We start from the raw sequence: 25,600 nt of genomic DNA, 5'->3' as shown, positions 1-25,600 counted from the left end.
ATTCGTCATCTTGTCGAGGAGCGCTGAGATCAAAAGCGTGTAAGAGTCGCAGAGCTTGATTGAATAAATTGGATTTTCTAGTTTAAGCTTCTGCCTTTTGGTGTTGAAGATCCGGTCAAGATGATGAGGCTAGATTTTTGAATTAGTGTGTTTCTCAAAAGAGCTTCCCAATGATTACTTGCTCATTCTGTGATGAAGAAGCGTTTTCTGTGCTCCTCTCATGCTTGCGATGATTTAAAGTTGGTGCTTGATCGACAATGGTGTTTGTTTTGTGAATCACATTTGATGAGGTGGGCCGTGCGGTTTGTTCTGTGTGTTCTTCTTTGTGTAACGGTGGTTGGTGGATGTGATCAGCATGTCAACGCCGATGAGACTGCAGCCAAGCTCGCAGAGCTTCGGGCTCAAACCAGCGCAATGCAGGCTGAAACCGAGCGGATTAAGGTGCAAGCAGCGGCTGCGCAGGTTGAATCTGAAAGGTTGAAGGCCGAGGTTGAGACGGTGAAGGCTGAAAAGGAAGCTGTCGAGGCGCGCAATGCGAGGTTGCAGGAGAAGGTCGAGAAAAAGCCTAGTCTTCCAATTACAGTTTCATTTCGCAAGGCTGTTCTTGGGCCAGGAAATGTTGCAGTTATTAATACGACGGTGAAGGAGAATGTTTCGATCCTAGTGACGCTTAACAGTGCGGCCCTAGGAACAACGAAGAGTTTTGAGTTGCATGTTGATCCGTGCTGTACGACCTTGCTGGGGCATCTAGAAGGGGCTGTTATAGAAAGTGGGGATGAGATTGTTATCGAAAACAGGAATTACTCTCCGGCTCGATTTTTGGTCAGTTTTTGAGCCCAAGTAGGTCGGGTTAGCGCAGCGTAACCCGACACCCTCCCCATGCAATATCGACGCGCGATCGTTCCCGGCGGCAGCTTCTTCTTCACCGTCGTGACGGATCGGCGGCGTCCTGTGCTGGCTTCGGATGAAGCTGTCGATGCCTTGCGCGATGCCTTCCGGTCCGTCCGCCAGTCACGTCCGTTCCATGTTGATGCCATCGTCGTCATGCCCGATCATCTTCACTGCATCTGGACCTTGCCGCCTGGCGATACAGACTTCTCTACCCGCTGGCGCCTGATGAAGACCGGATTCACCAAACATTGCCCGGAAACACTCCGGCGCGCGCCCGACGCTGCGCGGCTGAAGAAGGGCGAGCAAGCCCTGTGGCAGCATCGATATTGGGAACATCAGCTACGCGACGAAGCCGACTTTGCCCGGCACGTCGATTACGTTCATTACAACCCGGTCAAGCACGGCCTGGCCTTGTCGCCGCTGGAATGGGCCTATTCCAGCTTCGGCCGTTATGTGGAGGCGGGAGTGTATGCGTCAGATTGGGGCCGCGGGGCAATGGGTTTTGAAGGCGTGGGGCATGAGTAGGTTTGGGTGCGGGGTGTCGGGTTACGCTGCGCTAACCCGACCTACGGGGCTGGCGACTGAGAGGAGAGTGTGATGCGTGGTGTGCAAGGTGTCATTGTCGTTTTGCTGTGCCTGCCCTTGAGCGCGTGCTTCTTCTGGTCGGGCGGTGGTCTGGAGGGAACGGCATACCTTCACGCGGACTCACCTTCCGTGATGTCCATAGAGTTGCGCGAGAGTACGTGGTGGACGGGTAACCTGCACATCCCTTTTGATTTCACTGTGTATGAGACGCAGACGACCTATCTGCTGAAGGGGCCCGTGGAGAGTCTGGCGAATTTCGGGCCTGGCGCGGAACTCTGGCACTGTGGTGTGCGCGTGCGAGAGGCGGTGGGTTCAGCCCGGTTCGACCGTGAGAGCTTGTTGGTGGATCTGAGCTTTGGAGAGTCTGCCAAGCCCAGGCGATTGCGGGGGGCTGTCACGGTAGTGCCCGCATCCAATCCTCCAAGGCCATGTGGTCATCACTCCCATTGATCATCATGGGTCAGTCCCGGTAGGTCGGGTTAGCGCAGCGTAACCCGACATCTCCCCATGCAATATCGACGCGCGATTGCTTTTGGCGGTGCCTTTTTCACCATCGTGACGGATTGGGGCCGCGGGGCAATGGGTTTTGAAGGCGTGGGGCATGAGTAGGTTTGGGTGCGGGGTGTCGGGTTACGCTGCGCTAACCCGACCTACGGGTTGGGGAATACACGATGATCGATGAAATCACTGAACTCGCCATTGAGGCGAGCCTTGATGTGGCGACCGAGAAGGCGGCGAAGCGTCACGCGTGGGTGCGTGTTGTCAGAACCGTTGTGGGCTTGCTGTTTGTGGCGATGATTGTCGGGGCGGTTTATCTGAGTTTCAAATACGCTTGAAAGACCTGAAGCGCGCAAGGCGGGGGGTGAGTCGATGAAGCCACGCCCGCCCGTGCTGCGATGCCGGAGCATGACCCTCCCTTTTTTGTAATGTCTTCCAATACCCCCTCAACCGCTCCACATACCCCCATGCGCCAAGAAGGCATCCTCAAGACCTGGAACGACGACCGTGGCTTTGGCTTTATCGAGCCTGTGCACGGCGGCCAGGAGGTTTTTGTGCATATCAAGGCCTTTCCGGCGCGCGCGGCGCGGCCGGAGGTGGGGGTGGCCTTGAGTTTCGAGGTGGAGTTGAGCGCGGAGGGCAAGAAGCGGGCGAAGCGGGTCGAGCTGTTGAAGGCGCGGCGGCGTGCCGGGCCTTCGCCGTCCGGCAGCCCGGTGCGCTGGGGGACGGCGACGTTGTTTGCGATCCCGGCATTCTTCGTGGGGGCTGCGGTGGTGGCCCATTTCTTCAAGCTGCCGGCCTGGGTGATGGGCTGGTATGGGCTGATGAGCCTGGTGTGCTTCGTGGTGTATGGCCAGGACAAGTCGGCGGCGCAGGTGGAGGGGCGGCGGCGGGTGCGGGAGAGTACCTTGCTGAGGCTCGGCTTGCTGGGGGGCTGGCCGGGGGCGATCGTGGCGCAGCAGTTGTTGCGTCACAAGTCGAGCAAGGCGTCGTTCCGGGCCCGCTTCTGGTTGTCGGTGCTGGGGAATGTTGCCGGCTTCGTGGCGTTGTCCTGGGCGCTGCGGGGCTGGCGTGGGGGGTGACGGCGGCGGCTGGCCGGGCGGCTATTTGTCCGCTTCGTCGGGGCTGCGGTTTTCCTGTGCGGCCTGGGCCTTGAGTTGTTTGCGGTAGGCGGGCAGCTCGCCCAGCTTGATGCCTTCCGGGGCGGGGCTGTGCTTGGCCTGGCCGACGCGCTGTGAGCGGTAGATGCCGGTGTGCCCGGAGAACAGGTAGCTGACGACACAGGCGATGCCGGCATAGACGCCGACCTCGGCGCCGAACAGCTCCATGGCCATCAGTGTGCAGGCGATGGGCGTGTTGGCGGCGCCTGCAAACACCGCCACGAAGCCGATGCCGGCGAGCAGGGGGAAGGGCATGTGCAGGATGGGGGCGAGGGCGTTGCCCAGGGTGGCTCCGATGTAGAACAGCGGGGTCACTTCGCCGCCCTTGAAGCCGACGCCGAGGGAGAACACCGTGAAGGCCATCTTGCCGAGGAAGTCGTAGGCGGGCAGCGGCTTGTCGAAGGCTTCTAGGATGACCGGGATGCCGAGGCCGATGTAGCGGTCGGTGTTGCCATACATGATGATCGCGGCCAGGATGGCGCCGCCCAGCAGGGGGCGCAGGGGCGCGTAGGCGATGGTCTTCTTCACCCAGCCGCCGAGCAGGTGGGTGGCGTCGGCAAAGAGCTTGCCGGCCAGGCCGAAGGCCATGCCGGCCAGCACCATGGCACAGAAGCCCCAGGCGCTGAGGTGAGGGATCTGGGGGATGAGGTAGTGGGTGTGGTGCACGCCCCATAGAGCGCACACCTGGTCGGCGACGATGGCGGCGACGGTGCAGGCCAGCAGCGCGTCGTAGCGCAGGCGGCCGATGGCCAGCACCTCCAGCGCCCACACTGCGCCGGCCAGCGGCGTGCCGAAGACCGACGAGAAGCCCGCGCTGATGCCGGCCATCAGGATGATGCGGCGGTCTTCATGCTTGAGCTTGAAGAGGCGGGTGAGCTGGTCGGCCAGCGCGCCGCCCATCTGCACGGCCGTGCCTTCCCGCCCGACCGAGGCGCCGAAGAGGTGGGAGATGAGCGTGCCGCCCAGGACCAGTGGCGCCATGCGCAGGGGCACGATCTTCCTGGGGTCGTGGATTTCGTCGATGAGCAGGTTGTTGCCGGCTTCGACCTGTTGGCCAAACCGGAGGTAGAGCCAGCCCACCACGAAGCCGGCCAGCGGCAGCAGCCAGATCAGTCCGCGATGGGCGTTGCGGGTGTCGGTGGCCCACTCCAGGGCGATGAGGAAGAAGGCCGATGCCGAGCCCGCCAGGGCCGCAACCGCGGTGGCCAGCAGGATCCACTTGCCCAGGTAGGGCAGCAGGTCGATCTGTTCGGGGCGCTTCGAGGGTTTCATGCGTGTTCAGTTGCGGTGTGGGGCAAACCTGAAATGTAAGCGCTGCGCGGGCCGGAAGTGCGCCTTTGTTGGTTTTTGCCGCTGCGCCATCGTGTTACCTTCGGGACGACTTTGCGACCCGAGCTGCTTCCATGTTTTCCCGTTCCCGCCCGATCACCCTGCAACGCCTCCTGGTGTTGGCGCTCCTGTTGGTGGTGGTGCCGATGGTGGCGGTGCAGGCGTGGTTCTACTACCTCACCGCGCAGCGTTCGGCCGTGCAGTTCCAGGAGCAGCTGGCGAGCGAGGTGAGCGCGCGAGTGTACGACAAGGTGCTGCAGTTCTTCGATGTGCCGCAGCGGGTGGTGCGCTTCAATGCCGAGCAGTTCCGGGCCGGCGTGCTGAACCCGGCGGACAGCGAGGGCATGCAGCGCAACTTCCTGCTGCAGCTGCGCCAGCAGCCTTTGCTGACCTTCCTGTCGGTGGGCACGGCGGAGGGCGAATACTTCTCGGCCAGCCGCCCGGTGCAGGGCGAGGACCGGGCTCTGCGCCTGTTGCAGGCGACGCAGGTGGATGGCCGGCAGATGGGCTTGTACCGGGTGAGCGCCGACGACCGGCGCGGCGAGTTCATCGCCTGGGGCAATCCGCACTTCGATGCGCGCACCCGGCCGTGGTTCAAGGCGGCGATGGGGCGCGACAGCCTGCGCTGGTATCCGGCCTACCGTTACGCGATCAATGACCCCAAGGGTGCCTACGATGCGATGGGGATCGGGATGGCGTCGCCCCTGCATGATGCGGCGGGCCGTTTTATCGGCGTGGTGACGGCCGACGTGGCCCTGACTCAGTTGAGCGAGCTGCTCGCCGGGATCACCCGCGACCTGGGCGGCACGGCCTTCCTGATGGATGAGGCGGGAGACCTGCTGGCGGCTTCCACGCTGGAGCCGCTGTATGAGCTGCAGGCCGATCAGACCCGCCGCATCCGCGCAACCGAGAGCCCCAACCCGCTGATCAGTGCCGCCAGCCGGGTGGTGAAGGAAGCGGACCAGCTCAAGGGGAGGGCCTTCCGGGATGTGGCCGGGCAGACCTACCTGCTCGACTGGTGGGCCTATCCGCTGCCCGACGGGCCGACGCTGACGATAGGCGTGGTGCTGCCGCAGAGCCGGGTGGACGCGCCGTCGCGCAGCCTGCTCTTCAACACGGCGCTGTTCAGCGCGGCGATCCTGGTCCTGAGCGTGGCGGTGGCCCTGGTGGTGAGCCGCCGGGTGGCGCGCCCGCTCGAAGCGCTGGGCGCCTGGGCCGCCCGCCTGGGGCATGGCGAGTGGCGCGAGGTGGCGCCCGGCGCCAGCGCGATCGCCGAGGTGGAAGCCTTGTCGCGCGCCCTGCACCTGATGGCGGACGGGGTGCGCTATCACACGGCGAACCTGGAGCACGAGGTGGCGGCGCGCACCGCCGAACTCGAAGAGGCCAACCTGGAGCTGGCGCGCCGTTCGGATACCGACGGCCTGACCGGGCTGGCCAACCGGCGCTGCTTCGACGAGGCGCTGCAGGGCGAACTGTCGCGGGCCTGCCGGGCGCGCCGGCCGCTGGCGCTGATCATGATCGATGTGGATCACTTCAAGCAGTACAACGACTACTACGGGCACCTGGCCGGCGACGATTGCCTGCGCCGGGTGGCGGCGGTGCTGGAGGCCGGCGTGCATCGCCCGGGGGATCTGTGCGCGCGCTACGGCGGCGAGGAATTCGCGGTGATCGCGGCGTCGTCGGACGCGGCGGGGATGGCGGTGCTGGCCGAGCGGCTGCGCGCCGGCGTCGAGCAGCTGGAGATCCCCCACGCCGGGTCGCCCTGCGGCGTGGTGACGGCGAGCTTCGGTGTGGCGGTGCTGGTGCCGGACAGCAACAAGGTGGCCGAGCGGCTGATCCGCCTGGCCGATGAAGCCTTGTACGAAGCCAAGGAGCAAGGCCGCAACCGGGTGGTGATGGCGCCGCAGTGAGGTGGGCTGGGGGGCAGGGGATGGATGGACAAAGGGGGCGATGATCGCCCCCTTTGTGTTGCCGCTTCCGGGCAAGCCGCGCGATGGATGGGCGCGGGCCCAGCCCGGCCGTGGGGATTCGTTCAGGAGCGGTCGTTGCGGCGGATTGCGCCAAAGGCGGCCAGGCCAAGCATGGCGGACATGATGATCATGCCCCATTGGGACAGGGTCGGAATGGCCGTCGGGGACAGCACCGGAGTCGGGAACAGTTCTGTCGAGGTGAAGCTGTAGGTGCAGCGAGCGGCCACGCCGTTGTTGTCCTGGGCCATGATGACGATGGCGCTGTCGGCGGGGGCCGTGAAGCTGAAGGACTGGGATGACGAACTGCCCACGTCGCCGATGAAGTTCTGCGACAGGTCGGCAGGGTTGAAGCTGCCGGCGTAGGCGACGAGGTGAACGTTGGTGCCGCAGGTGCCCACATCGAAAGCGACGGTCACGCACTGGGCGGGGCCGTTGTTGTAGACGGTGTCGGTGCGGTAGGCGCGGGCGCTGCCTGCGCCGCTGATCCCGGGGTAGGCTTTGGTGGGAGAACAGGTCGAGGCAGTCCCGTCGCGGAAGAGCCGACCATTCATGGTGGCTTCGGTTCCGTCAAAAGTCCCTGTGACAGTGACCGCTGCGTTGGCGGCAGAGGCCATGCCAAGAGCGCTTGCAAAGAGGACGCCACCGATCGCGACACGCATTTTTTGTTCCCTGTATGTAGTGAATTTGTTCACAGAATATCAGGTAAGAAACAATTTCCAACATTATTGGACTAGCTTATGTGATGAAAGTACGGGTCGGTCAGGGGGCCGGGCCGGTCTTCTCGTGGTACATCCGGCTGTCGGAGTGCCTGAGCAGTTCTTCGGCCTCGCTTCCGTGTTCGGGGTAGAGGGCCAGGCCGATGCTGGCGGCGGTGTGCAGCGTGGTGCCGTCGATGACGCAGGCGGCGTGCAGGGCACTGCGAATCTTTTCGATCACGGCGAGGGCGTCGTGGGGGCCGTGAATGTCTTCCAGAATGATCACGAATTCATCGCCGCCCAGGCGGGCGACGGTGTCGGCCTTGCGCACGCAGCCTTCGAGGCTGCGTGCGATGTGCTGCAGCAGGCGGTCGCCGGCACTGTGCCCGAGGGTGTCGTTGACGTGCTTGAAGTCGTCGATGTCGATGTAGAGCAGGGCCATCGGGTGCTGCCGGCGCTTGCTGCGGGCCAGGGCGGTGCTCAGGCGGTCGTGGAAGAGGCGGCGGTTGGGCAGATTGGTGAGGTCGTCGTACTGGGCGGCGCGCAGCAGCCTGGCCTTGAGCCGGCCCCGTTCGATGGCAGTGGCGACCTGGGCCGATACGAAGTGCAGGAGCTCCCTGTCCTTGTCCGAATAGCGGGCGCCGGGGCGGGCCTTGAGGATCAGCACGCCGATGGTTTCGTGCTGGGCGACGAGGGGGAGGATGAGCCAGGCGCTGGCGCCCTTGGCGGCGGCATCGACGCCGGAGGGCGCGGCCAGCGCGTCGTGGGTGAGCTGCAGGGGTTGGCCACTGTGCAGGACTTCTTCGCACAGCTTGCGGGCGGTGGCTTCATGGAGGAGCAGGTCGTCGCCGTTGTCGCCATCGTCGTTGCGCTGATAGGGAAACTCGAGCCGGTCGGGGTGGTGCATGCAGGTGGCCACGGCCAGGCCGGCCAGCGGTACGCAGCGGGCGATGATGGCGTGGATCAGGGAGAACAGGCTGTCCAGGTCCTTGGCGCTGTGGGCGGCTTCGGACACGGCGTAGGTGGCGGCCTGCAGGGCCTCGGCCAGCTTCTGCCCGGTGACGTCGCGGGCCACGCCGATGCGTAGCTGGTCGGCTTCGGACCAGCGCGCCGACCACATGATGTTGACGATGTGGCCGTGCTTGTGGATGTAGCGGTTCTCGAAACCCACCCGGGGAAAGCCGGCCATGACCTGCAGGGATTCCTCGTGGGTTCGGACCAGGTCTTCGGGGTGCAGGAAGCTCACCATCAGCTGGCCGGTCATCTCGCGCTGGGTGTACCCGAAGATGCGCTCGCAGGCGCGGTTGACATAGATGATGTGGCCTGCGGCATCGACGAGAAAGACCGCGTCGAGCAGGAGGTCCACATAGTTGGGGAGGCGGTCTTGCAGGGGCTGGTCCATGCGCAGGAGGTGTCAGACCTTATCGGCAGCGTGTGGTTGGGGCAGGGGCGGGGGCCCGTGTGTAGCATCGCCGATGGATGGTGCTTGCCGCAAGCTGCAGGATGTGAAAGCCCGCCAATAAAAAAACGGCGACCGCTTGTGCGGCCGCCGTCAAGGCTCCCAGGGGACGCATCACCCCCATACTGAAGAGAAAGGTCTGGTGATCAGGGGATCATCCAGGTGAACACATAAGCCTGCAGGGTGGTGATGATGCCGACCATGGTGGCGAACATCAGGCTGTGCTTGACGGTGAAACGGAACAGGTCCGACTCCTTGCCAACCAGGCCCACGGCGGCGCAGGCCACGGCGATGGACTGCGGCGAGATCATCTTGCCGGTCACGCCGCCGGTGGTGTTGGCCGCCACCAGCAGGGTGTCGGACACGCCGACCTGGTGGGCGGTGGTGGCCTGCAGGGAGCAGAACAGGGCGTTGGACGATGTGTCCGAGCCGGTGAGGAACACACCCAGCCAGCCCAGGAAGGGGCTGAAGAAGGGGAACAACGCGCCGGTACCGGCCAGCAGCAGGGCCAGGGTGGCGGACAGGCCGGAGTAGTTGGCCACGAAGGCGAAGGCCAGCACCATGCCGATGGAGTAGATCGGGCGCTTCAGCTCGACCACGGTCTCCTTCAGGGCCTTGGCGGCGTCGCTGCTGCGCATGCCCAGCACGAGCATGCTGATGATGGCCGCCAGGAAGATGGCGGTGCCGGTGGCGGAGAGGATGTCCAGCTTGTACACCGCGGCGTAGGGCGTGGCCTTGGCGACGATCGGCTCCATCTTGATGACCAGCTTGTCGAGCATCGGCACCGGGAACTGGAACACCAGCGAGTACAGGGGGCCGTCCTTGGCGAACAGGGCCTTGAAGGGCTTGAGGCTCCAGATGGTGACCATGATGGTCAGGATGACGAAGGGCGACCAGGCCTTGGCGATCTGGCCGAAGCTGTGGTGGCTGTCTTCGCCCAGTTCGGCGTGGTGCTGGTTGTCGAAGCGGAAGATGCGCTTGGGTTTCCAGTTCTTCAGGAAGAGGGTGAGGCAGATCAGGCTGACCAGCGCGGAGGTGATGTCCGGCAGTTCCGGTCCGATGTAGTTGGCGGTGAAGAACTGGGTCACGGCAAAGCTCAGGCCGGCGACCAGGATGGCGGGCCAGGTTTCCTTGATGCCGCGCCAGCCGTCCATCATGGCGACCAGCCAGAAGGGCACGATCACCGACAGCAGCGGGAGCTGGCGGCCGGCCATCTGGCCGATCTTGAAGGGGTCGATGCCGGTCACCTGGCCACCCACGATGATGGGGATGCCCATGGCGCCGAAGGCCACCGGGGCGGTGTTGGCGATGAGGCACAGGCCGGCGGCGTAGAGCGGGTTGAAGCCCAGGCCCACCAGCAGGGCGGCGGTGATCGCCACCGGGGCGCCGAAGCCCGCCGCACCTTCCAGGAAGGCGCCGAAGGAGAAGCCGACGAGCAGCATCTGCAGGCGCTGGTCATCGGTGATGGAGACGACCGAGGCGCGGATGATGTCGAACTGGCCGGTCTTGACGGTGATCTTGTAGAGGAACACCGCCGCGATGATGATCCAGGCGATGGGCCACAGACCATACAGGAAGCCGTAGCCGGCCGAAGCCAGGGCCATCTGCACCGGCATCTTGTAGAAGAAGATGGCCACGGCCAAGGAGATGGCCACGGTGATGGTGCCGGCCACGTGTCCCTTCAGGCGCAGTACGGCGAGCGCGACGAAGAAGAAGATGATGGGTAGTGCGGCGACCAGCGAGGACAACCAGAGGTTGCCCAGCGGGTCGTAAATCTGCATCCAGGGTTGCATTCGTGTTTCCTCCTTGGTGAATGCGGTGGGTATGGCTTTGGCTATTGCTACGAAGGTTGGCTACGGGTGTCGTCGGTACGGCTTGTGTTGCTGCTTTTATTGGGTTGCAAGGGTGTTCAGTCAGCAGGTGGCCAGGCGGGTGGCTTCGGCGCTGCATTCGTCGAGCAGATGGACGATGGAGCGGTAGGGCAGGCCGGTGGCGTTGGTGAGGCCGATTTCGCAGGTCTGGTTGCTGGAGTAGCCGCCGCAGCAGCCGGCCGGCACGTCGGCGTGGAGCTTGCGCAGGGCGTGGGCGTTGAGTTCGGGCACCACGAAGCCGCGGTCGCCGCCGAAGCCGCAGCACTTCACCTCGGCGGGCAGCACCACCTGGTCGGCGCAGGCGCTGGCGAGCTGCCGGAGTTTGCTTTCGAAGCCCATGCGGCGGGCCGAGCAGTTGAGGTGCACCAGCACCGGGTCGGCCTTCTTGTGCAGCATCAGGCGCGGCAGCAGGGCGTCGTGGGCAAACTCCACCAGGTCGTACACCTTGAGGCGCTGGGCCAGGAAGGTCTTCATGCGCAGGGAGCAGGCGCTGGCGTCGAGCACCACGGGGTACTCGCCGTTGTTGCTGGCCTTGAGCAGGGCGGCTTCCAGTTCGGCGGACTTGCGGTCGGCGTCGGCTTCGAGGCCTTTGCTGGCGAAGGACTGGCCGCAGCACAGGCTGTTGACGTTGTCGGGCACGATGGGCGCGTAGCCGGCCCGCTCCAGCACGCGGATGACGGTGGCCGAGAGGGCGTGTTCGGGGGTGTCGGCGCCGAACATGCGGCCGGCGCAGGTGGGGAAGTACACGATCTTGTCGCCGCTGCTGCGCGAGGCGCGGCCCGGCGGCTGGGGCGTCGGCATGTGGGCCTTCCAGGCGCCGCCGGTGAGGCGCGACAAGGCCTTGGTGCCGACGATGGCTTCGGCGAGGTGGCCGGCCTTGATGGCGGTGCGGGCCAGGGCCTGGGTGGCGCCGAAGTGGTTGGCGGCCACCTGGCCGAGGCTGCGGGCCACGCTGGAGAGCTTTTCACCGCGCACGGCACGGGTCAGGGCGCCGGTCTCGATGCCCACCGGGCAGGCCGTGGAGCACAGGCCGCAGGTGGCGCAGGTGTCGAGGCCCATGTAGAGGTAGTCCTCGCCGAGCTGGCCGGGGGCTTCGCCGGCAGCCTGGCGGCGGGACAGTTCGCGCCAGCCGACGATGCGCTGGCGCGGCGACAGGGTGAGGCCGTGGGACGGGCACTGGGGCTCGCAGAAGCCGCATTCGATGCAGCGGTCCACCGGGGCGTAGAGCTGGCCGGCGGCAGGCATGGGCTTGAGGTGCTTGAGGTGGGCCTGGGGGTCGTCATTGATGATGACGCCGGGGTTGAGCAGGCCTTCCGGGTCGAACAGGGCTTTGATCTCCTTCATCAGGGCGTAGGCCTGGGCGCCCCATTCGAGTTCGACAAAGGGGGCCATGTTGCGGCCGGTGCCGTGCTCGGCCTTGAGGGAGGCGTCGTACTTGGCCACCAGCACCGCGCAGAGGTCATCCATGAAGGCGGCGTAGCGGGCCACCTCGGATTCGATGCCGAAGTCCTGGGTGAACACGAAGTGGACGTTCCCCTCCAGGGCGTGGCCGAAGATGATGGCCTCGTGGTAGCCGTGCTTGGCGAAAAGGTGCTGAAGGTCGAGGCAGGCGGCGGCCAGGTCGGGCACGGCGACGGCCACGTCCTCGATGATCACCGTGGTGCCGGGCTTGCGCACGGCGCCGACGGCGGGGAAGGTGCCCTTGCGCACGTTCCACAGGCGCTCGATCTCGGCCGGGTCGGTGGTGAAAGCGGGGGCTTCGATGAGCGGGTAGGCGTGCAGCTCTTCGAGCACGGAGGCGATGCGGACCTGCAACTCGGTGGCGCCGGGGGCGCGGGTCTCGATGAGCAGGGCGGTGACGCCGTCGGGCAGGGTCTTGAGCAGGGCGGGCATGCCCGGCTTGTCGGCGACGCAGCGCAGGGAGGCGCGGTCGAGCAGCTCCACCGCATCCACCGGGCGGGACTTGAGGCCGGCCACGGCGCGGCAGGCGGTCTCCATGTCGGGGAAGAAGGCCAGGGCGCTGGCCTTGTGGGCGTATTCGGGGACGGTGTTGTAGGTGACGCCGGCGATGAAGCCGAGGGTGCCTTCCGAGCCGATCATGAGGTGGGCGAGGATGTCCACCGGGTCGGCAAAGTCCACCAGGGCGTTGAGGCTGTAGCCGGTGGTGTTCTTGATCTTGTATTTGCTGCGGATCCGGTTGGCCAGGGCGGCGTCGGCGCGCACCTGCGCGGCCAGGCTGCCGAGGTGGGCGAGCAGGGCCGCGTGGCTGCTGCGGAAGGCGGCCACGCTGGCGGCGTCGCCGGTGTCGAGCAGGGTGCCGTCGGCGAGGATGACGCGGATCGAGGCCAGGGTGTTGTAGCTGTTCTGGGCGGTGCCGCAACACATGCCCGAGCTGTTGTTGGCGGCCATGCCGCCGATCTTGGCGGCGTTGATCGAGGCCGGATCGGGGCCGATCTTGCGGCCCAGGGGGGCCAGGCGGCGATTGACCTCGGCGCCGATGATGGCCGGGCCCACTGCCACGCTGAGGCCGTCACTGCTGATGCGGCAGGTGGCCAGGCCCTCGCCCAGCAGCACCAGGACTCCGTCGGTCACCGCCTGGCCGCACAAGCTGGTGCCGGCGGCGCGGAAGGTGACGGGGCGCTCGTTGCGGCGGGCAATGTCCACCACGTCGCGCACTTCGGCTTCGTCGTTGACCACGGCCACCACTTCGGGGATGAGCCGGTAGAAGCTGCCGTCGGTGCCGTAGGCAAGGCGGCGAAGTTCGTCGGTGATGACGCGCTCGGCGGAGAGCCTTTGGCGCAGGGCGTCGATGAGAGCGGACATGGCGGGTCCTCCCGTCAGGGATTAGGGTTGAACTCTTGGGGGTGATGTAGGGGCGGCTTCAGCCGCCCTCGGCGCCTGAATACAGCGCCTGATTGGCGCTAGCGTCGGTCCTTGACCATGTCTCTCAACCTTCGCGAGGCGGGCTTGAGCGGCGTGCGGGCAGCGGTCCAGCCGCTTTGCTGCGTCGGGGTCAGGGCCCGGAAGCGGGTCGCCAGCCAGGTGAAGGCCCGGTAGGTGGCGGGGCGGGCATACAGGCGTGCCCACAGCTTCCACAACAGGCTGATCTTGGGATCGTAGGCGGCGCCCTGGCCGACCATCGCCGGATTGGCGTGGGGGGCGCTGTTGGCTTCGCCGCGCAGGCGGATCAGCAGCTCGGGGATGGGGATCTTCACCGGGCAGACTTCGCCGCAGGCACCGCACAGGCTGGAGGCGGTGGGCAGCAGGTGGGTCTGTTCGAGCCCCATCATGTGGGGCGAGATGATCTTGCCGATGGGGCCGGGGTAGGTGGTCCCGTAGGCATGGCCGCCGATCCGGGTGTAGACCGGGCAGTGGTTCATGCAGGCGCCGCAGCGGATGCACTGCAGCGTCTTGCGCAATTGCTCGTCGGCATAGGCCTGGCTGCGGCCGTTGTCGAGGAGGACGAGGTGCACCTCTTCCGGGCCGTCCTTGTCTTCGCCCCGGCGCGGGCCGGAGATCATGTTGAAGTAGGTGGACACGGCCTGACCGGTGGCCGAGCGGGTGAGGATGGAGAACAGCGGGGCGACGTGCTCCAGCTTCTCGACCACTTTCTCGATGCCGGTGATGGCGATGTGCACCTTGGGTACGGTGGTGCACATGCGGCCGTTGCCTTCGTTCTCGACGAGGCACAGGGTGCCGGTTTCGGCCACCGCGAAATTGACGCCGGAGAGGCCGATGTCGGCGACTTCGAACTTTTCGCGCAGTACCCGGCGGCCGATCTGGATGAGGGCATCCACGTTGTCGGTGTAATCCACGCCGGGGATGTGCTCGGCGAACAGTTTGGCGATCTGCTGCTTGGTCTGGTGGATCGCCGGCATGATGATGTGGGAGGGCTTTTCGCCGGCGAGCTGGACGATGTACTCGCCCATGTCCGACTCGAGGGCCCCGACGCCGGCGGCTTCCATGGCGTGGTTGAACTCGATCTCCTCACTGACCATCGACTTGCCCTTGACGATCAGCCTGGCCGCGTGGCGCTGGGCGATGCCCAGCATGATGGCGTTGGCTTCTTCGGGGGTTTCGGCCCAGTGCACCTGCACGCCATTGCGGGTCAGGTTGGCTTCGAGCTGCTCGAGCAGGTCGGGCAGCTTCGACAGGCTGTACTGGCGGATCGATTCGGACAGGCTGCGCAGAGAGTCCAGTTCGCCCTGGTCGGGAAACTGGGCGGCGCGCTTGGCCATCAGGAAGTCCATGGCACCGCGGAAGCTCTGGCGCAGGTGAGGGTCGTTCACCGCATCGTGCATGCGCGCGCGCAGGGCCTGCGCTGAGACGAAGGCGACGGGCTTGCCGGCGCTCTGCTGGGCGGGGCTGCTCATACAGTGCCTCCTTCCACGTTAATGACGATGACGATCAGTTCCTTGGGGCCGTGGGCGCCGTAGGCCAGGGTCTGCTGGATGTCGGCGGTCTTGGACGGGCCGGAGATCAGCAAGGCGTTGGTGGGCAGGCCGGCAGCCCAGTTCTCGTTGACCAGGGCATCGTAGAAGGTGGGGTGGACGGTGGCCGCGTCGAGCAGCACGAAGTGGATCGGCGGGATCAGCGACAGGGTGCGTGGTTCGTCGCCCGACGGCCACAGGATCAGCGAGCCGGTTTCGGCGATGGCGCCACGGGCCAGGGTGAAGCCGGCATCCACGCGGTGGAACAGGTCGGCCTTGAGATCCTCGAACTGGCCGGCCCAGGGCCGCAGGGTGGTGCCGCCGAAGGCCGTTGCTTCAAGCTGCGCGGCGGCCGGTGTGGCGGCGCCGTACATCAGGGTCTGGATGTTCTTTTCGGCGCACAGGGTGGCCAGCACCTGGGGCCAGTTGCCGGCGGTGCTGATGTGCACGTCGGCATGGAAGCCCTCGATGCCGGTGCGGAAGCGCGCCAGGCGCTCCTGCCGCGATTCGCCACGGACGCGGGGGGCGTAGTGGGCGTCGAGGCTGGGCAGGTGCTGCGGCAGTTCAGGCTGGGCCTTCCGCAGCTTGGCCAGGATGCGTTCGCGGGCGCTCATTTCTGATCTCCGCAGGGGCTGCCGCCGGTGCGCCGGAGCAGGAAGGTGGCGAGGTGCTCGCCGGGCAGGGAGGCGCAGGCCCGGCCGGCGTCCTGGTCTTCACGGGCGGCGCGCTGGGTGATGTTGAGCATGCAGCCGCAGTCGGCGGTGACCAGCTGGCTGGCGCCCGTTGCCTTCAGCGAGGCGACCTTGTCGCTGACCATGGCGGTGGAGACGTCGGGATGCTTGAGGGAGAAGGTGCCGCCGAAGCCGCAGCATTCCGATTCGTGATCGTGGTGGGCCAGCGTGACGTTGCCGAGGCGGGCCAACAGCTCGCGGCCCACAAGGTGGGTGCCCATCTCGCGGCGCGCCGAGCACGAGGTGTGCAGGGTGACGGTGGTGGCGGGGCCTTCGTCCTTGCGGTTGAAGCCGAGCACATGGAGCAGGAATTCGGCGAGCTCATAGGTGCGGGCGGAGATCGCTTCGGCGCGGGCCTTGAGGGCTGGGTCGCCGGCGCAGACCTTTTCCCAGTGCCAGCGGATCATGCCGGCGCAGGAGCCGGAGGGCACCACGATGGGGTGGTTGCCGGGGAACAGGTCGAGTTGCGCTTCGACCACCCGGCGCGCTTCGTCCGGAAAGCCGCTGGTGAAGGCCGGCTGGCCGCAGCAGGTCTGGTTGTCCGGGAAGATGACGCGGATGCCTTCGCGTTCCAGGAGGGTGATGGCGTCCATGCCGGCCTCGGGGACGAACATGTCCACCAGGCAGGTGCCATAGAAGTACACCGCCTGGGGGCGGGACGGGTAGGTGCGCGGGGTGTTCGCGCCGTGGCTTGGGCTGCTCATGGGTCTCCTCTCCCGTCTTGCCGTGGTCGAAGAAGGTGTTCTTCGGGGGCGGCTTCCGGTTATGTGGTCCAATCATTCGGTAAATTGGTAAGACCAATTTGCCGTGCATGTCGAAAATTTACGCTCAGTCATCAGCCAAGTCAATCTTGTAGATGATTCAAAGGGTTGATTTTTTGGGGTTATAAGGGTTTCCCCCATGTTTTTGGGTGTTGGGTGTATTGTCCGGATCTGTGCTCTGGCCTAGAATTTTGGTCTTACCAATTTTGTCTCTCATCACCATGGCAAGTGGCAAGCTGGCTGTCCAGCGACTCTCCGACACCATCGCTCGCGAGCTCGAGCGGCGCATCCTGGATGGCGCCCTGAAGCCCGGTGATCGTCTGCAGCCCGAACGCGAGCTGGCCGCCGAGCTGGGCGTATCGCGCCCGTCGCTGCGTGAGGCGATCCAGAAGCTGGTCTCCAAGGGCTTGCTGCAGAGTCGCCAGGGGGGCGGAACCTATGTCACCGACCGCCTCGATGCGGGCTTCACCGATCACTGGCAGGAGATGCTGCGCCAGCACCCGGACATCCAGGACGATCTGCTCGAATTTCGCGGCATGCTCGAGTGCGAGGCGGCCGGGCTGGCGGCTCGGCGTGCCACCGACGCCGACATCCAGCGCATCGGCGAGGCCTTCGAGCGTCTCGAAAGTCTGTTCGCCCAGGGGCCGTCCGGTTCCGAAGAGCAGGTTGCGGCGGATCTGGCCTTCCACCAGGCCATTGCCGAGGCGGCCCACAACGTGATGTTCGGGCACCTCACGGCCAGTCTGTTCCGTGTCATCCACGACCACATCGACCGTAACCTCAAGCACCTGCGCCGCCAGGAAGACGACTGGCAGGAGCTGCGTGGTCAGCACCGGGCGATCTGGGATGCGCTGCGCAAGCGTGACCCCGAGGCGGCCCGTGCGGCCGTGCTCCGCCACATCGGTTTTGTGTCCGAGAGCATGGTGGCGCGTGCTCTGCACGAGGAGCGCGAGAGCCGCGCCGAAGTGGCCCGCCGGCTGTCCCGGCCTGCCGTAGCCAAGGCCGATGGCGTGGAGGTGGGCTGAGGGGACGGGCCTGCGCTTTTCCCCGGTCATGCAGGAAAAAGACCGGGTGATATAATCGCCGGCTGAAAAATTCCGCCCCTGCCTGGCCTGACCCATGCAGCTCTTTGCTCTCGGACTGAATCACCATACTGCGCCGCTCGCCATCCGCGAGCGCGTGGCTTTTCGTCCGGAGAGTCTGGTGCAGGCCCTGGCCGACTTCGTGAAGGAGAAGCCGGTCAAGGAAGCTGCCATCCTGTCCACCTGCAACCGGACCGAGCTTTATTTCGCCACCCAGCAGCCCCAGCACGCGGCCGACTGGTTTGCCGAGTACCACCGGCTGGCCCTGCCGGAGCTCTCTCCCTACCTGTACACCCTGCCCCAGCGGGATGCGGTGCGCCATGTGTTCCGGGTGGCCAGCGGGCTGGATTCGATGGTCCTCGGCGAGCCGCAGATCCTCGGCCAGATGAAGGACGCGGTGCGCCAGGCGGAGGAGGCCGGCACCCTCGGCGCCACCATGCACAAGCTCTTCCAGCGCACCTTCTCGGTGGCCAAGGAGGTGCGTTCGACCACTGCCATCGGTGCCAACATCGTGTCGATGGCGGCGGCGGCGGTGCATCTGTCGGAGCGGATCTTCGAGCGGGTCAGCGATCAGCGGGTGCTGTTCGTGGGCGCCGGCGAGATGATCGAACTGTGCGCCGCCCACTTCGGCGGTGCAAAGCCGAAGCGCATTTCGATTGCCAACCGTACGCTGTCCCGGGCCGAAGCCCTGGCCGCACGCTTCGGTGGCGATGTGCTGCGCCTCGACCAGGTGGGCGAGGCCCTGCCGGGCTATGACATCGTGGTCTCCTGCACCGGCAGCCCCTTGCCGGTGATCGGGCTGGGGACGGTGGAGCGCGCCCTCAAGGCCCGCCGCCGGCGTCCCATCGTGATGGTGGATCTGGCCGTGCCCCGCGACATCGAGGCGGAGGTGGCCGGGCTGGACGACGTCTTTCTGTATACCGTGGATGACCTGGCCCAGGTGGTGGACTCCGGTCTCGAATCCCGTCAGGCGGCGGTGGTGGAGGCGGAAGGCATCATCGACAACCGGGTCGATGGCTTCCTGCACTGGCTGGACAGCCGCGGCACGGTGCCGACCATCCGGGCCCTGCGCGAGCATGCCGACCAGCTTCGCCTGGCCGAACTTGAGCGGGCCCAGCGCCTGCTGGCCCGGGGCGAGGATCCGCTGAAGGTGCTGGAGGCGCTCAGCCACGGCCTCACCAACAAGTTCATGCACGGCCCGACCCGCTTTCTCAACGACGCAGACGGTGATCACCGGGGCGACTGCGCCGGCCTGGTCCAGCGTCTCTTCAATCTTTCCAAGGACCACTGAGCCTCACGGCCGGGTCGTTCATGCCTGCTCCGGCGGGCGGGTATTCCCATGAAACAGCGTATCCGCGACAAGCTCGAGAACCTTGCTGACCGTCTGCAGGAGCTGGACCGCCTGCTGGCCACCAGCGAGGCGGCCGCCGATATGGACAACTACCGCAAGCTGACCCGCGAACATGCGGAGATCACGCCGGTGGTCGGTCTGTACCGGGATTTCTGCCGGGCTGTCGAAGACGAGGCCAGCGCCCGCGAGCTGCTGGCCGACCCCGAGATGAAGGAGCTGGCGGCGGCCGAACTGGAGGCTGCCCGCGAGGCCCAGGCGCGTATCGAGGATGATCTGCAGAAGGCCTTGCTGCCCCGTGATCCCAACGACGAGCGCAATCTCTTCCTGGAAATCCGGGCCGGCACCGGCGGCGACGAGGCCGCCCTGTTCGCCGGCGACCTGCTGCGCATGTACACCCGCTACGCGGAACGCCAGCGCTGGCAGGTGGAGACCATCTCGGCCAGCGATTCGGAGCTGGGGGGGTTCAAGGAGGTGATCATTCGCATCGCCGGCAACGGCGCCTACTCGCGCCTCAAGTTCGAGTCTGGTGGGCACAGGGTCCAGCGGGTGCCGGCCACCGAAACCCAGGGGCGCATCCATACCTCGGCCTGTACCGTGGCGGTGATGCCCGAGGCGGACGAGGTGGGCGACGTGGAGCTCAACCCGGCCGATCTGCGCATCGACACCTTCCGCGCCTCCGGCGCCGGTGGTCAGCACATCAACAAGACCGACTCGGCGGTGCGCATCACCCACCTGCCCACCGGCATTGTCGCGGAATGCCAGGACGGGCGCTCCCAGCACCAGAACAAGGCCTCGGCCCTGCGCGTGCTGGCGGCGCGGATCAAGGACATCCAGGTGCGCGAGCAGCAGGCCCGCGAGGCCGCCACCCGCAAGAGCCTGGTGGGCAGCGGCGACCGCTCGGAGCGGATCCGCACCTACAACTTCCCCCAGGGGCGGCTCACCGACCACCGCATCAACCTGACCCTCTACAAGCTGGACGCGATCATGCAGGGCGACCTGGACGAGGTGCTGGCCGCCCTGACCGCCGAGCACCAGGCCGAACTGCTGGCTGCCCTGGCCGAAGAGGGCAACTGACTTGAAGTTGCCGGACACGCTCGGTGCCGCCCTGACGCTGGCCCGCGGACGCATTCCCGCCGCCGAGACGCGTTTGTTGCTCGGGGCCCTGACTGGCGCATCCACCGCCCAGATCGCCGCCTACCCGGAGCGTGGCCTCGAACCCGGGCTGGCGCTGCGTTTTGTGGACATGCTGGTGCGCCGGGAGCAGGGTGAGCCGGTGGCCTATCTGCTGGGTGAACGGGAATTCTATGGCCGCAGCTTCCGGGTGTCGCCGGCAGTGCTGATCCCCCGTCCGGAGACCGAGCTGATCGTCGATACGGTGCTGGCCCGGGTGGTGAAGGATGCCGCCTTGCGGATCCTCGACCTGGGGACCGGCAGCGGCGCCCTGGCGGTGAGCCTGGCGCTGGAGTTGCCTGCGGCCCAGGTCACCGCGGTGGATATCTCGCCGGCGGCGCTGGCGGTGGCTGCTGCCAATGCGCAGCGCCTCGGGGCACGGCTCCGCTGCCTCGAGAGCGACTGGTTTGCCGCGCTGCAGGGAGAGGTGTTCGACCTGATCGTCAGCAATCCGCCCTACATTGCCGCGGGTGATCCTCACCTTGAAGAGGGCGACGTGCGCTTCGAACCGCCGGGGGCGCTGGCCTCCGGCCCTGCAGGGCTCGACGACCTGGCCAGGATTGCCGCCGAGGCCCCTGCTTACCTGAACTCCGGTGGCTGGCTGCTCATGGAGCATGGCTACGACCAGGGTGCTGCAGTGCGGGATCTGCTGCTGGCCCGGGGCTTTCTCGATGTGGCCTCGGCGCGGGACCTGGCCGGCATCGAGCGGATCGGCTTCGGGCGACGCCCTTGACGGGCTGCGTCTGCAGGCCTATTCTTTCCCGACTGAATTGCTCAACTATTTAGCGAGACCACGATGGACGTCCAGAAAGTCATTCAAGAACAAGTCACCACCAACCCGGTCGTGCTCTACATGAAGGGTTCCCCGGCCATGCCCCGCTGCGGTTTCTCTTCCATGGCCTCCCAGATCCTCAAGGCCTGTGGCGTGCAAAGCTACCTGGCCGTGGATGTGCTGATGAACGAAGACATCCGCCAGGGCATCAAGGAATACGCAAACTGGCCGACCATTCCCCAGCTCTACGTGAAGGGTGAGTTCATCGGTGGTTCGGACATCATGAAAGAGATGTTCGACTCGGGCGAGCTGAAGAAGCTGCTCGACGAAGTCCAGGCCTGAAGAGGTGGTTGGTCCAAAAAAAGCGGCTCAGGCCGCTTTTTTTTCGCCTGTCGCAAGCTCGATCTTCTCGGTGGACAGGGGGTGGGTGTCCTGCCTGGCGGGGAAGATGGCCTTGTGGGCCAGGTGATAGGCAAGCAGCTGGGGCGGCATGCGCAGCCAGTGGGCGCGGATGTACAGAGCCCGGCGGGCGAGGGGCGTCAGTGCGTCGGCAGTGCTGGGGTGTTGAGGGCGCAGCACGCGGGCGTACATGGCGTCGCGCAGGCGTTGAACCCAGTCGCCGCCGAGGAGGCAGCCCGTGCGGGTCTGCACGTGGCTCGGCAAGGGGGTTTCGAGCAGGCTGTGGCAGTAGCGCAATGCGAGGCGCAGGGGGGCGTCCAGCTGTAGAAGTCCGGCACGTTCGAGCAGTTCGTCCCAAGCCGCATCGTCCCGGGCGAGATGGCGCAGCAGCAGGTCCAGATCGGTCAGGTCGCGCAGCAGGTTGTTGGGCTCGCCCTCGTGGAAGAGGTGGCAGGCGCTGTGCAGGATGAGATCGGGCAGGGATAGGGTGCGAATGCCCGGCAGGTCCTTGCCCAGCTCGACGCTGGCATCCATGAGCAGGCTGGCATCGGGTTTGAGCCGGGAGGTCGGCGGCAGGATGGTGTGATGCACATCCAGGGCTGAACCGCGAAAGACGTGGCGCATTGCAGGGAGCTCGTGCATCCACTGGCGGTAGTAGCGCTGGTCATAGGCGTCGGTGGCGGTGCTCACCCAGCCCTTGAGCTGCAGTGCGGATTCGGCGTCGGCGAGGCGGGCCCTGGGCAGCAGGATGTCCACGTCCGAGAAGAGCCGGCCCTGGGCGGCGGGCAGCTCGGCAGCCACATAGGCCGCGCCCTTGAGGAGGATCACCGGGATGCCGGCAGGCTCGAGCGCTTCTTGCAGGTAGCGGGCTTCGCGACGGATCGCGTGGCGCTGCTCGCCCGCCATCACCGCGCCGGAGAGCAGGTGGTTGTGGGGACGCTCGGGAATCCTGTCTTCGACACCGGCGGCCTGCAGGCGCAGGAAGAGGCGCCCAAGCAGATTGGCATGGCGGGCCTGGCGTACCAGCAGATCCCACTGGCCGGCGTCCAGCAGGCCTATCGAGCCGGGGCGGCGGTAGGTATTGAGGAGCAGGTTCATCAGGCAGCGCCGCTGGCGAGGCGGTCGAAAACGGCAATGGCGTCGTCGAGCCGGCTGTATTCGAAGCGGTAGTTGCGGCAACGGTCGACGAGTCGCCCCACCGTGTCGAAGCCGCGCGAACCCATGACGTGGTAGTTCATCGCGTTGTCGGCAAGCTGCAGGAAGGCCGTGCCGCTTCCCATCGGGCTGAGTTCGGCCTCGGCGCCAGCCCGGTAGCGGGGCAGAATCATCCAGGCCGGGTCGGCCCATTCGTCGACGGCTTCCACGCTGGTCTGGCTGGGTGCCATCAGGGCCACCGTGCCTTTGGTGGTGTCGAGGACGGGGCGGGTCAGGAATGCATCCGGCGCATACGCGCGGATGATGTCGATCGAGGCATTCTTGAGATTGACCGGTCGGGCGAGGCCCATGATCTGCCCTGTGTCGAGGCGGATCAGGGTCAGCTCGTCGGACAGCAGTCGCCAGCCGCGGTTGACCAGGGCGGCGCACAGGGTGCTCTTGCCCGAGCCCGGCGGGGCCGGCAGGATTGCTGCGCGTCCATCCCGGGCCACTGAAGCGGCGTGGATGACGAGAATGTGATGGCTGTAGGCGGTGATGCACCAGTTCAGCCCCCACTCCAGCATTGGCAGCGCCTGGTTGCGGGGGAGGGGCGTGAAGGGCTCGACGGCATCGACCACGAAGCGGGCCTGGGGGGCGAGCCACCGACGCAGCCCCCGGCCAGGTTGCACGGAGACATGGAAATCCGTGAAGTCCTGGCTGCCGACCAGCGTGTGATGGGCGTAAAGGCGGGCTAGCTCGTGGGCAATATCGGGAATGCCACTTTGCAGCCGGCAATGGAAGGGGCCGGCTGCAAGGCGGATACCGTCCCCCGTTAGCCGCTGGCGGAACTCGGCGGGTGACAGGTCACGGATTCGCAAGGCTGGGTCTCGGCTCGGAGAGGATCAGGCGGGCCCCGATCAAGGCCTCGATGGCAAACTCCACGAGTTGCCGGCAGTCATCCGGATCGGCGTCTGGTTCTTCCTGCAGGACGCAGGCGAGGAGCTGGCTGAAGCTTAGATGGCGCCCTGGATGCGCCAGCTGGTCAAGAACAAAGCGGGTTATTGGAGCAATCAGGAAGGTCTGACCGGCGGCAGGGTCGTAACGAACCCAGCCTTCGTCAACTTCTTTCCAGCGTACCTCGGCAAGCCCGTGAAACAGGGCATCGCAGGCGCGGTAGTGATGGTCGTTCGAAAGCAAGACTCGCTACGGTGATCAGGCCAGTACGTAGTCCAGGTACAGCTCGACCTGGGCGGCGTTCCAGGTCACGCTGGGCATGGTTGCGCTCGGATGGAAGGCTCCCCCGACGATCCCGTCGTTCCACATCTTGACGGCCGTGCTTGCGGTGAACAGGGAGCTGCCTGCGTTGGCGCTGAGCCAGGCTGCGACGATCTTTTTCTGGATGGGGGTTCCGGACGTCATCAGGATGTTGCGGAAGGTGGCCGTCACGCCCGTGGTCGCCGCAAAAACGCCGGAGAAGGTCTTGGTGTCAACCGGGTGCGTGGTTGGTGCCGGAGTGGCCGTGCAGAAGTCCTGCCAGAACTTCACGCCGTTCATCTTGGGCGAGCAGGCCGTGGTGCCGTTCTGGCTGAAATTGCCCGAAGCAGAGAAGCCGGATGGCTGCTTGCATTCGGCGGCCAAGGCCGGAACGCTGGTCAGGGCCATCAGAAGAGGAGCGCCAGCAAGGCCGCCCTGGATGAGTCGGCGACGGCTTTCTTTCGGCATCGTGCCTGTGTCGCTGCCAAGGGGCGCGACAGATTCTTGAGAGTGTTCCGGCTTCATGCTGATCCTCGTTGAACTGATGCCATGACTGGCGCCGTGAATTTGCAGTATAGGCGGGGCCTCGTGGCACGTCTGTGACGGAGGTCCGCTTTATGGTTACTTACCTATAAGCAAATAATGTTCCTTTTTGCGAATTATTGTAAGCCATTGAAAGTAAAAAACTAAATGCCCCCTTTTTTAGAGAGGGGGCGGAGGGGCTGGGCTTCGTGTCAAATAATCCGACAGATCATCGGCAGTTTGGGCCGGTCAGACATTGGCGATGCGGCTGTTGGCAAGTGACAGACGCGTCGACAGGACTTCGAGGAAGCCCTTGTAGAAGTGCATCTGGCACAGACTGGATGCGCGCAGCAGTGCCGGTGCGCGGATGGTGAGGATGCGGGTTTCCTGCAGGGCTTCGACGGATGCCGTGCGCGCGCCGCGTCCGGCGGCAAAGAGGGCCATTTCGCCAAAACAGTCGCCAGCGGAGAGCACGTTGAGCAGGTGCCCGTTCTTGACGATGCGCAGCTCTCCGTCCACCACGAAGCAGAAATAATTGCCCGGCTCGCCTTCTTTCATGACCACCGTGCCCGGCTGGATGAGGCGCCATTCAGCGAAGCGGACGATCTCCCAGATCTCGATGTCGCTGAATTCGCGGAAGAAGCGGAAGCCGCGCAGGCGCTCGAACTTCGCGCTGTCTGGCGGCTCGGAACCGGTGGCGAGCAGGTTGCGGTTGCGGTAGGCCTGGGCCAGGTCGTGCGAAAACTCCATCCATGTGGCAAAGCGCTGGGAGGGCTCCCGGTGCATGGCCTTGAGCACGATGGCGTCGAGCTCGGGTGGAATCTCGGGGCGCAGGCTGGACGGGGGCGGGGCCGTGTGGTGGGCGATCTGGTAGATCATGTTGACGTTGGAGCTGGCCTCGAAGGGCAGTCGTCCGGTCAGCAGTTGGTACATCACCACGCCCAGGGAGTAGATGTCGGTGCGGTGGTCGAGAGGCATCTCCCGGACCTGCTCGGGGGACATGTAGGCCGGTGAGCCGAGCCCGGCCAGCTGGGTGGTTTCGCTGGCAGTGAACAGCGCCGCGCCGAAGTCGGAGATCTTGATGTCCTGCCCGCCGGGTGAGGTGAGCAGGATGTTGGCCGGCTTGATGTCCCGGTGGGTGACGCCGTGCAGGTAGGCGTAGTCGAGGGCCCGGGTGCACTTGAAGACGATCTCGACCAAGTGCTCGAAGCTCAGCAGCCGGTCCGGGTGCGTGTAGGGCTCAAGGGTGCCCCCGGGCACGTACTCCATCACCACGTAGGCGTCCGTGTCGCCGATGACGGCGTCGTGGATCTGTGCGATATGCGGATGCTGCAGCTTGCCGGCCAGGGAGGCCTCGTTGAGCAGCAGGTGGTGATACAGGGCCGCCCGGGTGCTGCCACGCAGCAGGTCGGCGTGGAGACGCTTGATGGCGACCTCCCGCTGGGAGAACGGATCGAAGCCGAGAAAGACCTCGCTGGTGGCGCCTTCGCCCAGCTTTTGGCGGATCTCGTACTTGCCTATCCTGTCCATGGTGCG

The 25,600-nt window shown here is 65.6% G+C and carries 23 protein-coding genes; 10 read left to right on the top strand and 13 right to left on the bottom strand.

The window, feature by feature from the left end:
• Nucleotides 1-192: 192 nt before the first annotated feature.
• The 4 genes from HHL15_RS13755 to HHL15_RS13740 all read left to right on the top strand — a co-directional run bounded on the left by HHL15_RS13755 (nt 193) and on the right by HHL15_RS13740 (nt 3,056).
• On the top strand, nt 193-834 hold the full coding sequence (locus HHL15_RS13755) for a hypothetical protein (protein WP_169146358.1): 642 nt from the start codon (nt 193-195) through the stop codon (nt 832-834).
• Nucleotides 835-879: 45 nt separating this feature from the next.
• Nucleotides 880-1,416 carry an REP-associated tyrosine transposase gene (locus HHL15_RS26540; protein WP_169146357.1) on the top strand — a complete coding sequence of 179 codons (537 nt, stop codon included), beginning with the start codon at nt 880-882 and terminating at the stop codon, nt 1,414-1,416.
• A 731-nt stretch (nt 1,417-2,147) separates the two neighbouring features.
• Nucleotides 2,148-2,312: a hypothetical protein gene (locus HHL15_RS13745; protein ID WP_169146356.1), complete on the top strand. Its 165-nt coding sequence runs from the start codon at nt 2,148-2,150 to the stop codon at nt 2,310-2,312.
• Between the two features lie 129 nt (nt 2,313-2,441).
• Nucleotides 2,442-3,056 (top strand): DUF1294 domain-containing protein, encoded by a 615-nt coding sequence (locus HHL15_RS13740; protein WP_169146355.1) that lies wholly within the window; start codon nt 2,442-2,444, stop codon nt 3,054-3,056.
• A 21-nt stretch (nt 3,057-3,077) separates the two neighbouring features.
• Here HHL15_RS13740 and HHL15_RS13735 read toward each other — a convergent pair whose 3' ends face one another.
• Complete coding sequence (locus HHL15_RS13735; RefSeq protein ID WP_169146354.1) at nt 3,078-4,406, bottom strand: voltage-gated chloride channel family protein; 1,329 nt, start codon at nt 4,404-4,406, stop codon at nt 3,078-3,080.
• A 131-nt stretch (nt 4,407-4,537) separates the two neighbouring features.
• Here HHL15_RS13735 and HHL15_RS13730 point away from each other — a divergent pair, with 131 nt between their 5' ends.
• Entirely contained in the window at nt 4,538-6,373 is a 1,836-nt protein-coding gene (locus HHL15_RS13730; protein WP_169146353.1) for a sensor domain-containing diguanylate cyclase, read from the top strand.
• A 122-nt stretch (nt 6,374-6,495) separates the two neighbouring features.
• Here the strand turns inward: HHL15_RS13730 and HHL15_RS13725 are convergent, their stop codons facing one another.
• The 7 genes from HHL15_RS13725 to HHL15_RS13695 all read right to left on the bottom strand — a co-directional run bounded on the left by HHL15_RS13725 (nt 6,496) and on the right by HHL15_RS13695 (nt 16,323).
• Nucleotides 6,496-7,092 (bottom strand): IPTL-CTERM sorting domain-containing protein, encoded by a 597-nt coding sequence (locus HHL15_RS13725; protein WP_169146352.1) that lies wholly within the window; start codon nt 7,090-7,092, stop codon nt 6,496-6,498.
• Between the two features lie 100 nt (nt 7,093-7,192).
• Nucleotides 7,193-8,530: a sensor domain-containing protein gene (locus tag HHL15_RS13720; protein ID WP_169146351.1), complete on the bottom strand. Its 1,338-nt coding sequence runs from the start codon at nt 8,528-8,530 to the stop codon at nt 7,193-7,195.
• A gap of 203 nt (nt 8,531-8,733) precedes the next feature.
• Nucleotides 8,734-10,380 (bottom strand): L-lactate permease, encoded by a 1,647-nt coding sequence (lldP, locus tag HHL15_RS13715; protein ID WP_169146350.1) that lies wholly within the window; start codon nt 10,378-10,380, stop codon nt 8,734-8,736.
• Between the two features lie 120 nt (nt 10,381-10,500).
• Nucleotides 10,501-13,281, bottom strand: a complete 2,781-nt coding sequence (locus HHL15_RS13710) for an FAD-binding and (Fe-S)-binding domain-containing protein (RefSeq protein WP_169146349.1) — start codon at nt 13,279-13,281, stop codon at nt 10,501-10,503.
• Nucleotides 13,282-13,379: 98 nt separating this feature from the next.
• Entirely contained in the window at nt 13,380-14,831 is a 1,452-nt protein-coding gene (locus HHL15_RS13705) for a LutB/LldF family L-lactate oxidation iron-sulfur protein (protein ID WP_408065728.1), read from the bottom strand.
• Nucleotides 14,828-15,502, bottom strand: a complete 675-nt coding sequence (locus HHL15_RS13700) for a LutC/YkgG family protein (RefSeq protein WP_169146348.1) — start codon at nt 15,500-15,502, stop codon at nt 14,828-14,830. Before HHL15_RS13700 ends, HHL15_RS13705 begins: the two co-directional genes overlap by 4 nt.
• Entirely contained in the window at nt 15,499-16,323 is an 825-nt protein-coding gene (locus HHL15_RS13695) for a (Fe-S)-binding protein (protein WP_169146347.1), read from the bottom strand. The genes HHL15_RS13700 and HHL15_RS13695 overlap by 4 nt, the downstream gene beginning before the upstream one ends.
• Nucleotides 16,324-16,586: 263 nt before the next feature.
• Between HHL15_RS13695 and HHL15_RS13690 the strand changes: the two genes are divergently transcribed.
• The 5 genes from HHL15_RS13690 (at nt 16,587) to grxD (ending at nt 21,097) form a co-directional block, all read left to right on the top strand.
• The gene (locus HHL15_RS13690; protein WP_235943391.1) at nt 16,587-17,405 is read left to right on the top strand and encodes an FCD domain-containing protein; all 819 of its coding nucleotides are present in this window, start codon (nt 16,587-16,589) and stop codon (nt 17,403-17,405) included.
• Between the two features lie 94 nt (nt 17,406-17,499).
• Nucleotides 17,500-18,753 (top strand): glutamyl-tRNA reductase, encoded by a 1,254-nt coding sequence (gene hemA / locus HHL15_RS13685; RefSeq protein WP_169146346.1) that lies wholly within the window; start codon nt 17,500-17,502, stop codon nt 18,751-18,753.
• A 48-nt stretch (nt 18,754-18,801) separates the two neighbouring features.
• On the top strand, nt 18,802-19,887 hold the full coding sequence (gene prfA, locus HHL15_RS13680) for a peptide chain release factor 1 (protein ID WP_169146345.1): 1,086 nt from the start codon (nt 18,802-18,804) through the stop codon (nt 19,885-19,887).
• Between the two features lies 1 nt (nt 19,888).
• Nucleotides 19,889-20,716 (top strand): peptide chain release factor N(5)-glutamine methyltransferase, encoded by an 828-nt coding sequence (gene prmC, locus HHL15_RS13675; RefSeq protein ID WP_169146344.1) that lies wholly within the window; start codon nt 19,889-19,891, stop codon nt 20,714-20,716.
• A gap of 63 nt (nt 20,717-20,779) precedes the next feature.
• Nucleotides 20,780-21,097, top strand: coding sequence for a Grx4 family monothiol glutaredoxin (grxD, locus tag HHL15_RS13670; RefSeq protein ID WP_169146343.1), 318 nt, complete (start codon nt 20,780-20,782; stop codon nt 21,095-21,097).
• A gap of 27 nt (nt 21,098-21,124) precedes the next feature.
• Here the strand turns inward: grxD and HHL15_RS13665 are convergent, their stop codons facing one another.
• The 5 genes from HHL15_RS13665 to HHL15_RS13645 all read right to left on the bottom strand — a co-directional run bounded on the left by HHL15_RS13665 (nt 21,125) and on the right by HHL15_RS13645 (nt 25,594).
• Nucleotides 21,125-22,252: a nucleotidyltransferase domain-containing protein gene (locus tag HHL15_RS13665; RefSeq protein WP_169146342.1), complete on the bottom strand. Its 1,128-nt coding sequence runs from the start codon at nt 22,250-22,252 to the stop codon at nt 21,125-21,127.
• Complete coding sequence (locus HHL15_RS13660) at nt 22,252-23,166, bottom strand: HprK-related kinase A (protein WP_169146341.1); 915 nt, start codon at nt 23,164-23,166, stop codon at nt 22,252-22,254. The genes HHL15_RS13665 and HHL15_RS13660 overlap by 1 nt, the downstream gene beginning before the upstream one ends.
• Nucleotides 23,153-23,485 (bottom strand): hypothetical protein, encoded by a 333-nt coding sequence (locus tag HHL15_RS13655; RefSeq protein WP_169146340.1) that lies wholly within the window; start codon nt 23,483-23,485, stop codon nt 23,153-23,155. Before HHL15_RS13655 ends, HHL15_RS13660 begins: the two co-directional genes overlap by 14 nt.
• 15 nt (nt 23,486-23,500) lie before the next feature.
• Nucleotides 23,501-24,067: a hypothetical protein gene (locus HHL15_RS13650; protein WP_169146339.1), complete on the bottom strand. Its 567-nt coding sequence runs from the start codon at nt 24,065-24,067 to the stop codon at nt 23,501-23,503.
• A 246-nt stretch (nt 24,068-24,313) separates the two neighbouring features.
• Nucleotides 24,314-25,594 (bottom strand): serine/threonine-protein kinase, encoded by a 1,281-nt coding sequence (locus HHL15_RS13645; RefSeq protein ID WP_206198757.1) that lies wholly within the window; start codon nt 25,592-25,594, stop codon nt 24,314-24,316.
• Between the last annotated feature and the right edge of the window lie 6 nt (nt 25,595-25,600).

Source organism: Zoogloea dura, assembly GCF_012927165.1.
GTDB classification, from domain to species: domain Bacteria; phylum Pseudomonadota; class Gammaproteobacteria; order Burkholderiales; family Rhodocyclaceae; genus Zoogloea; species Zoogloea dura.
This window is presented reverse-complemented; position numbering and strand designations above follow the sequence as displayed.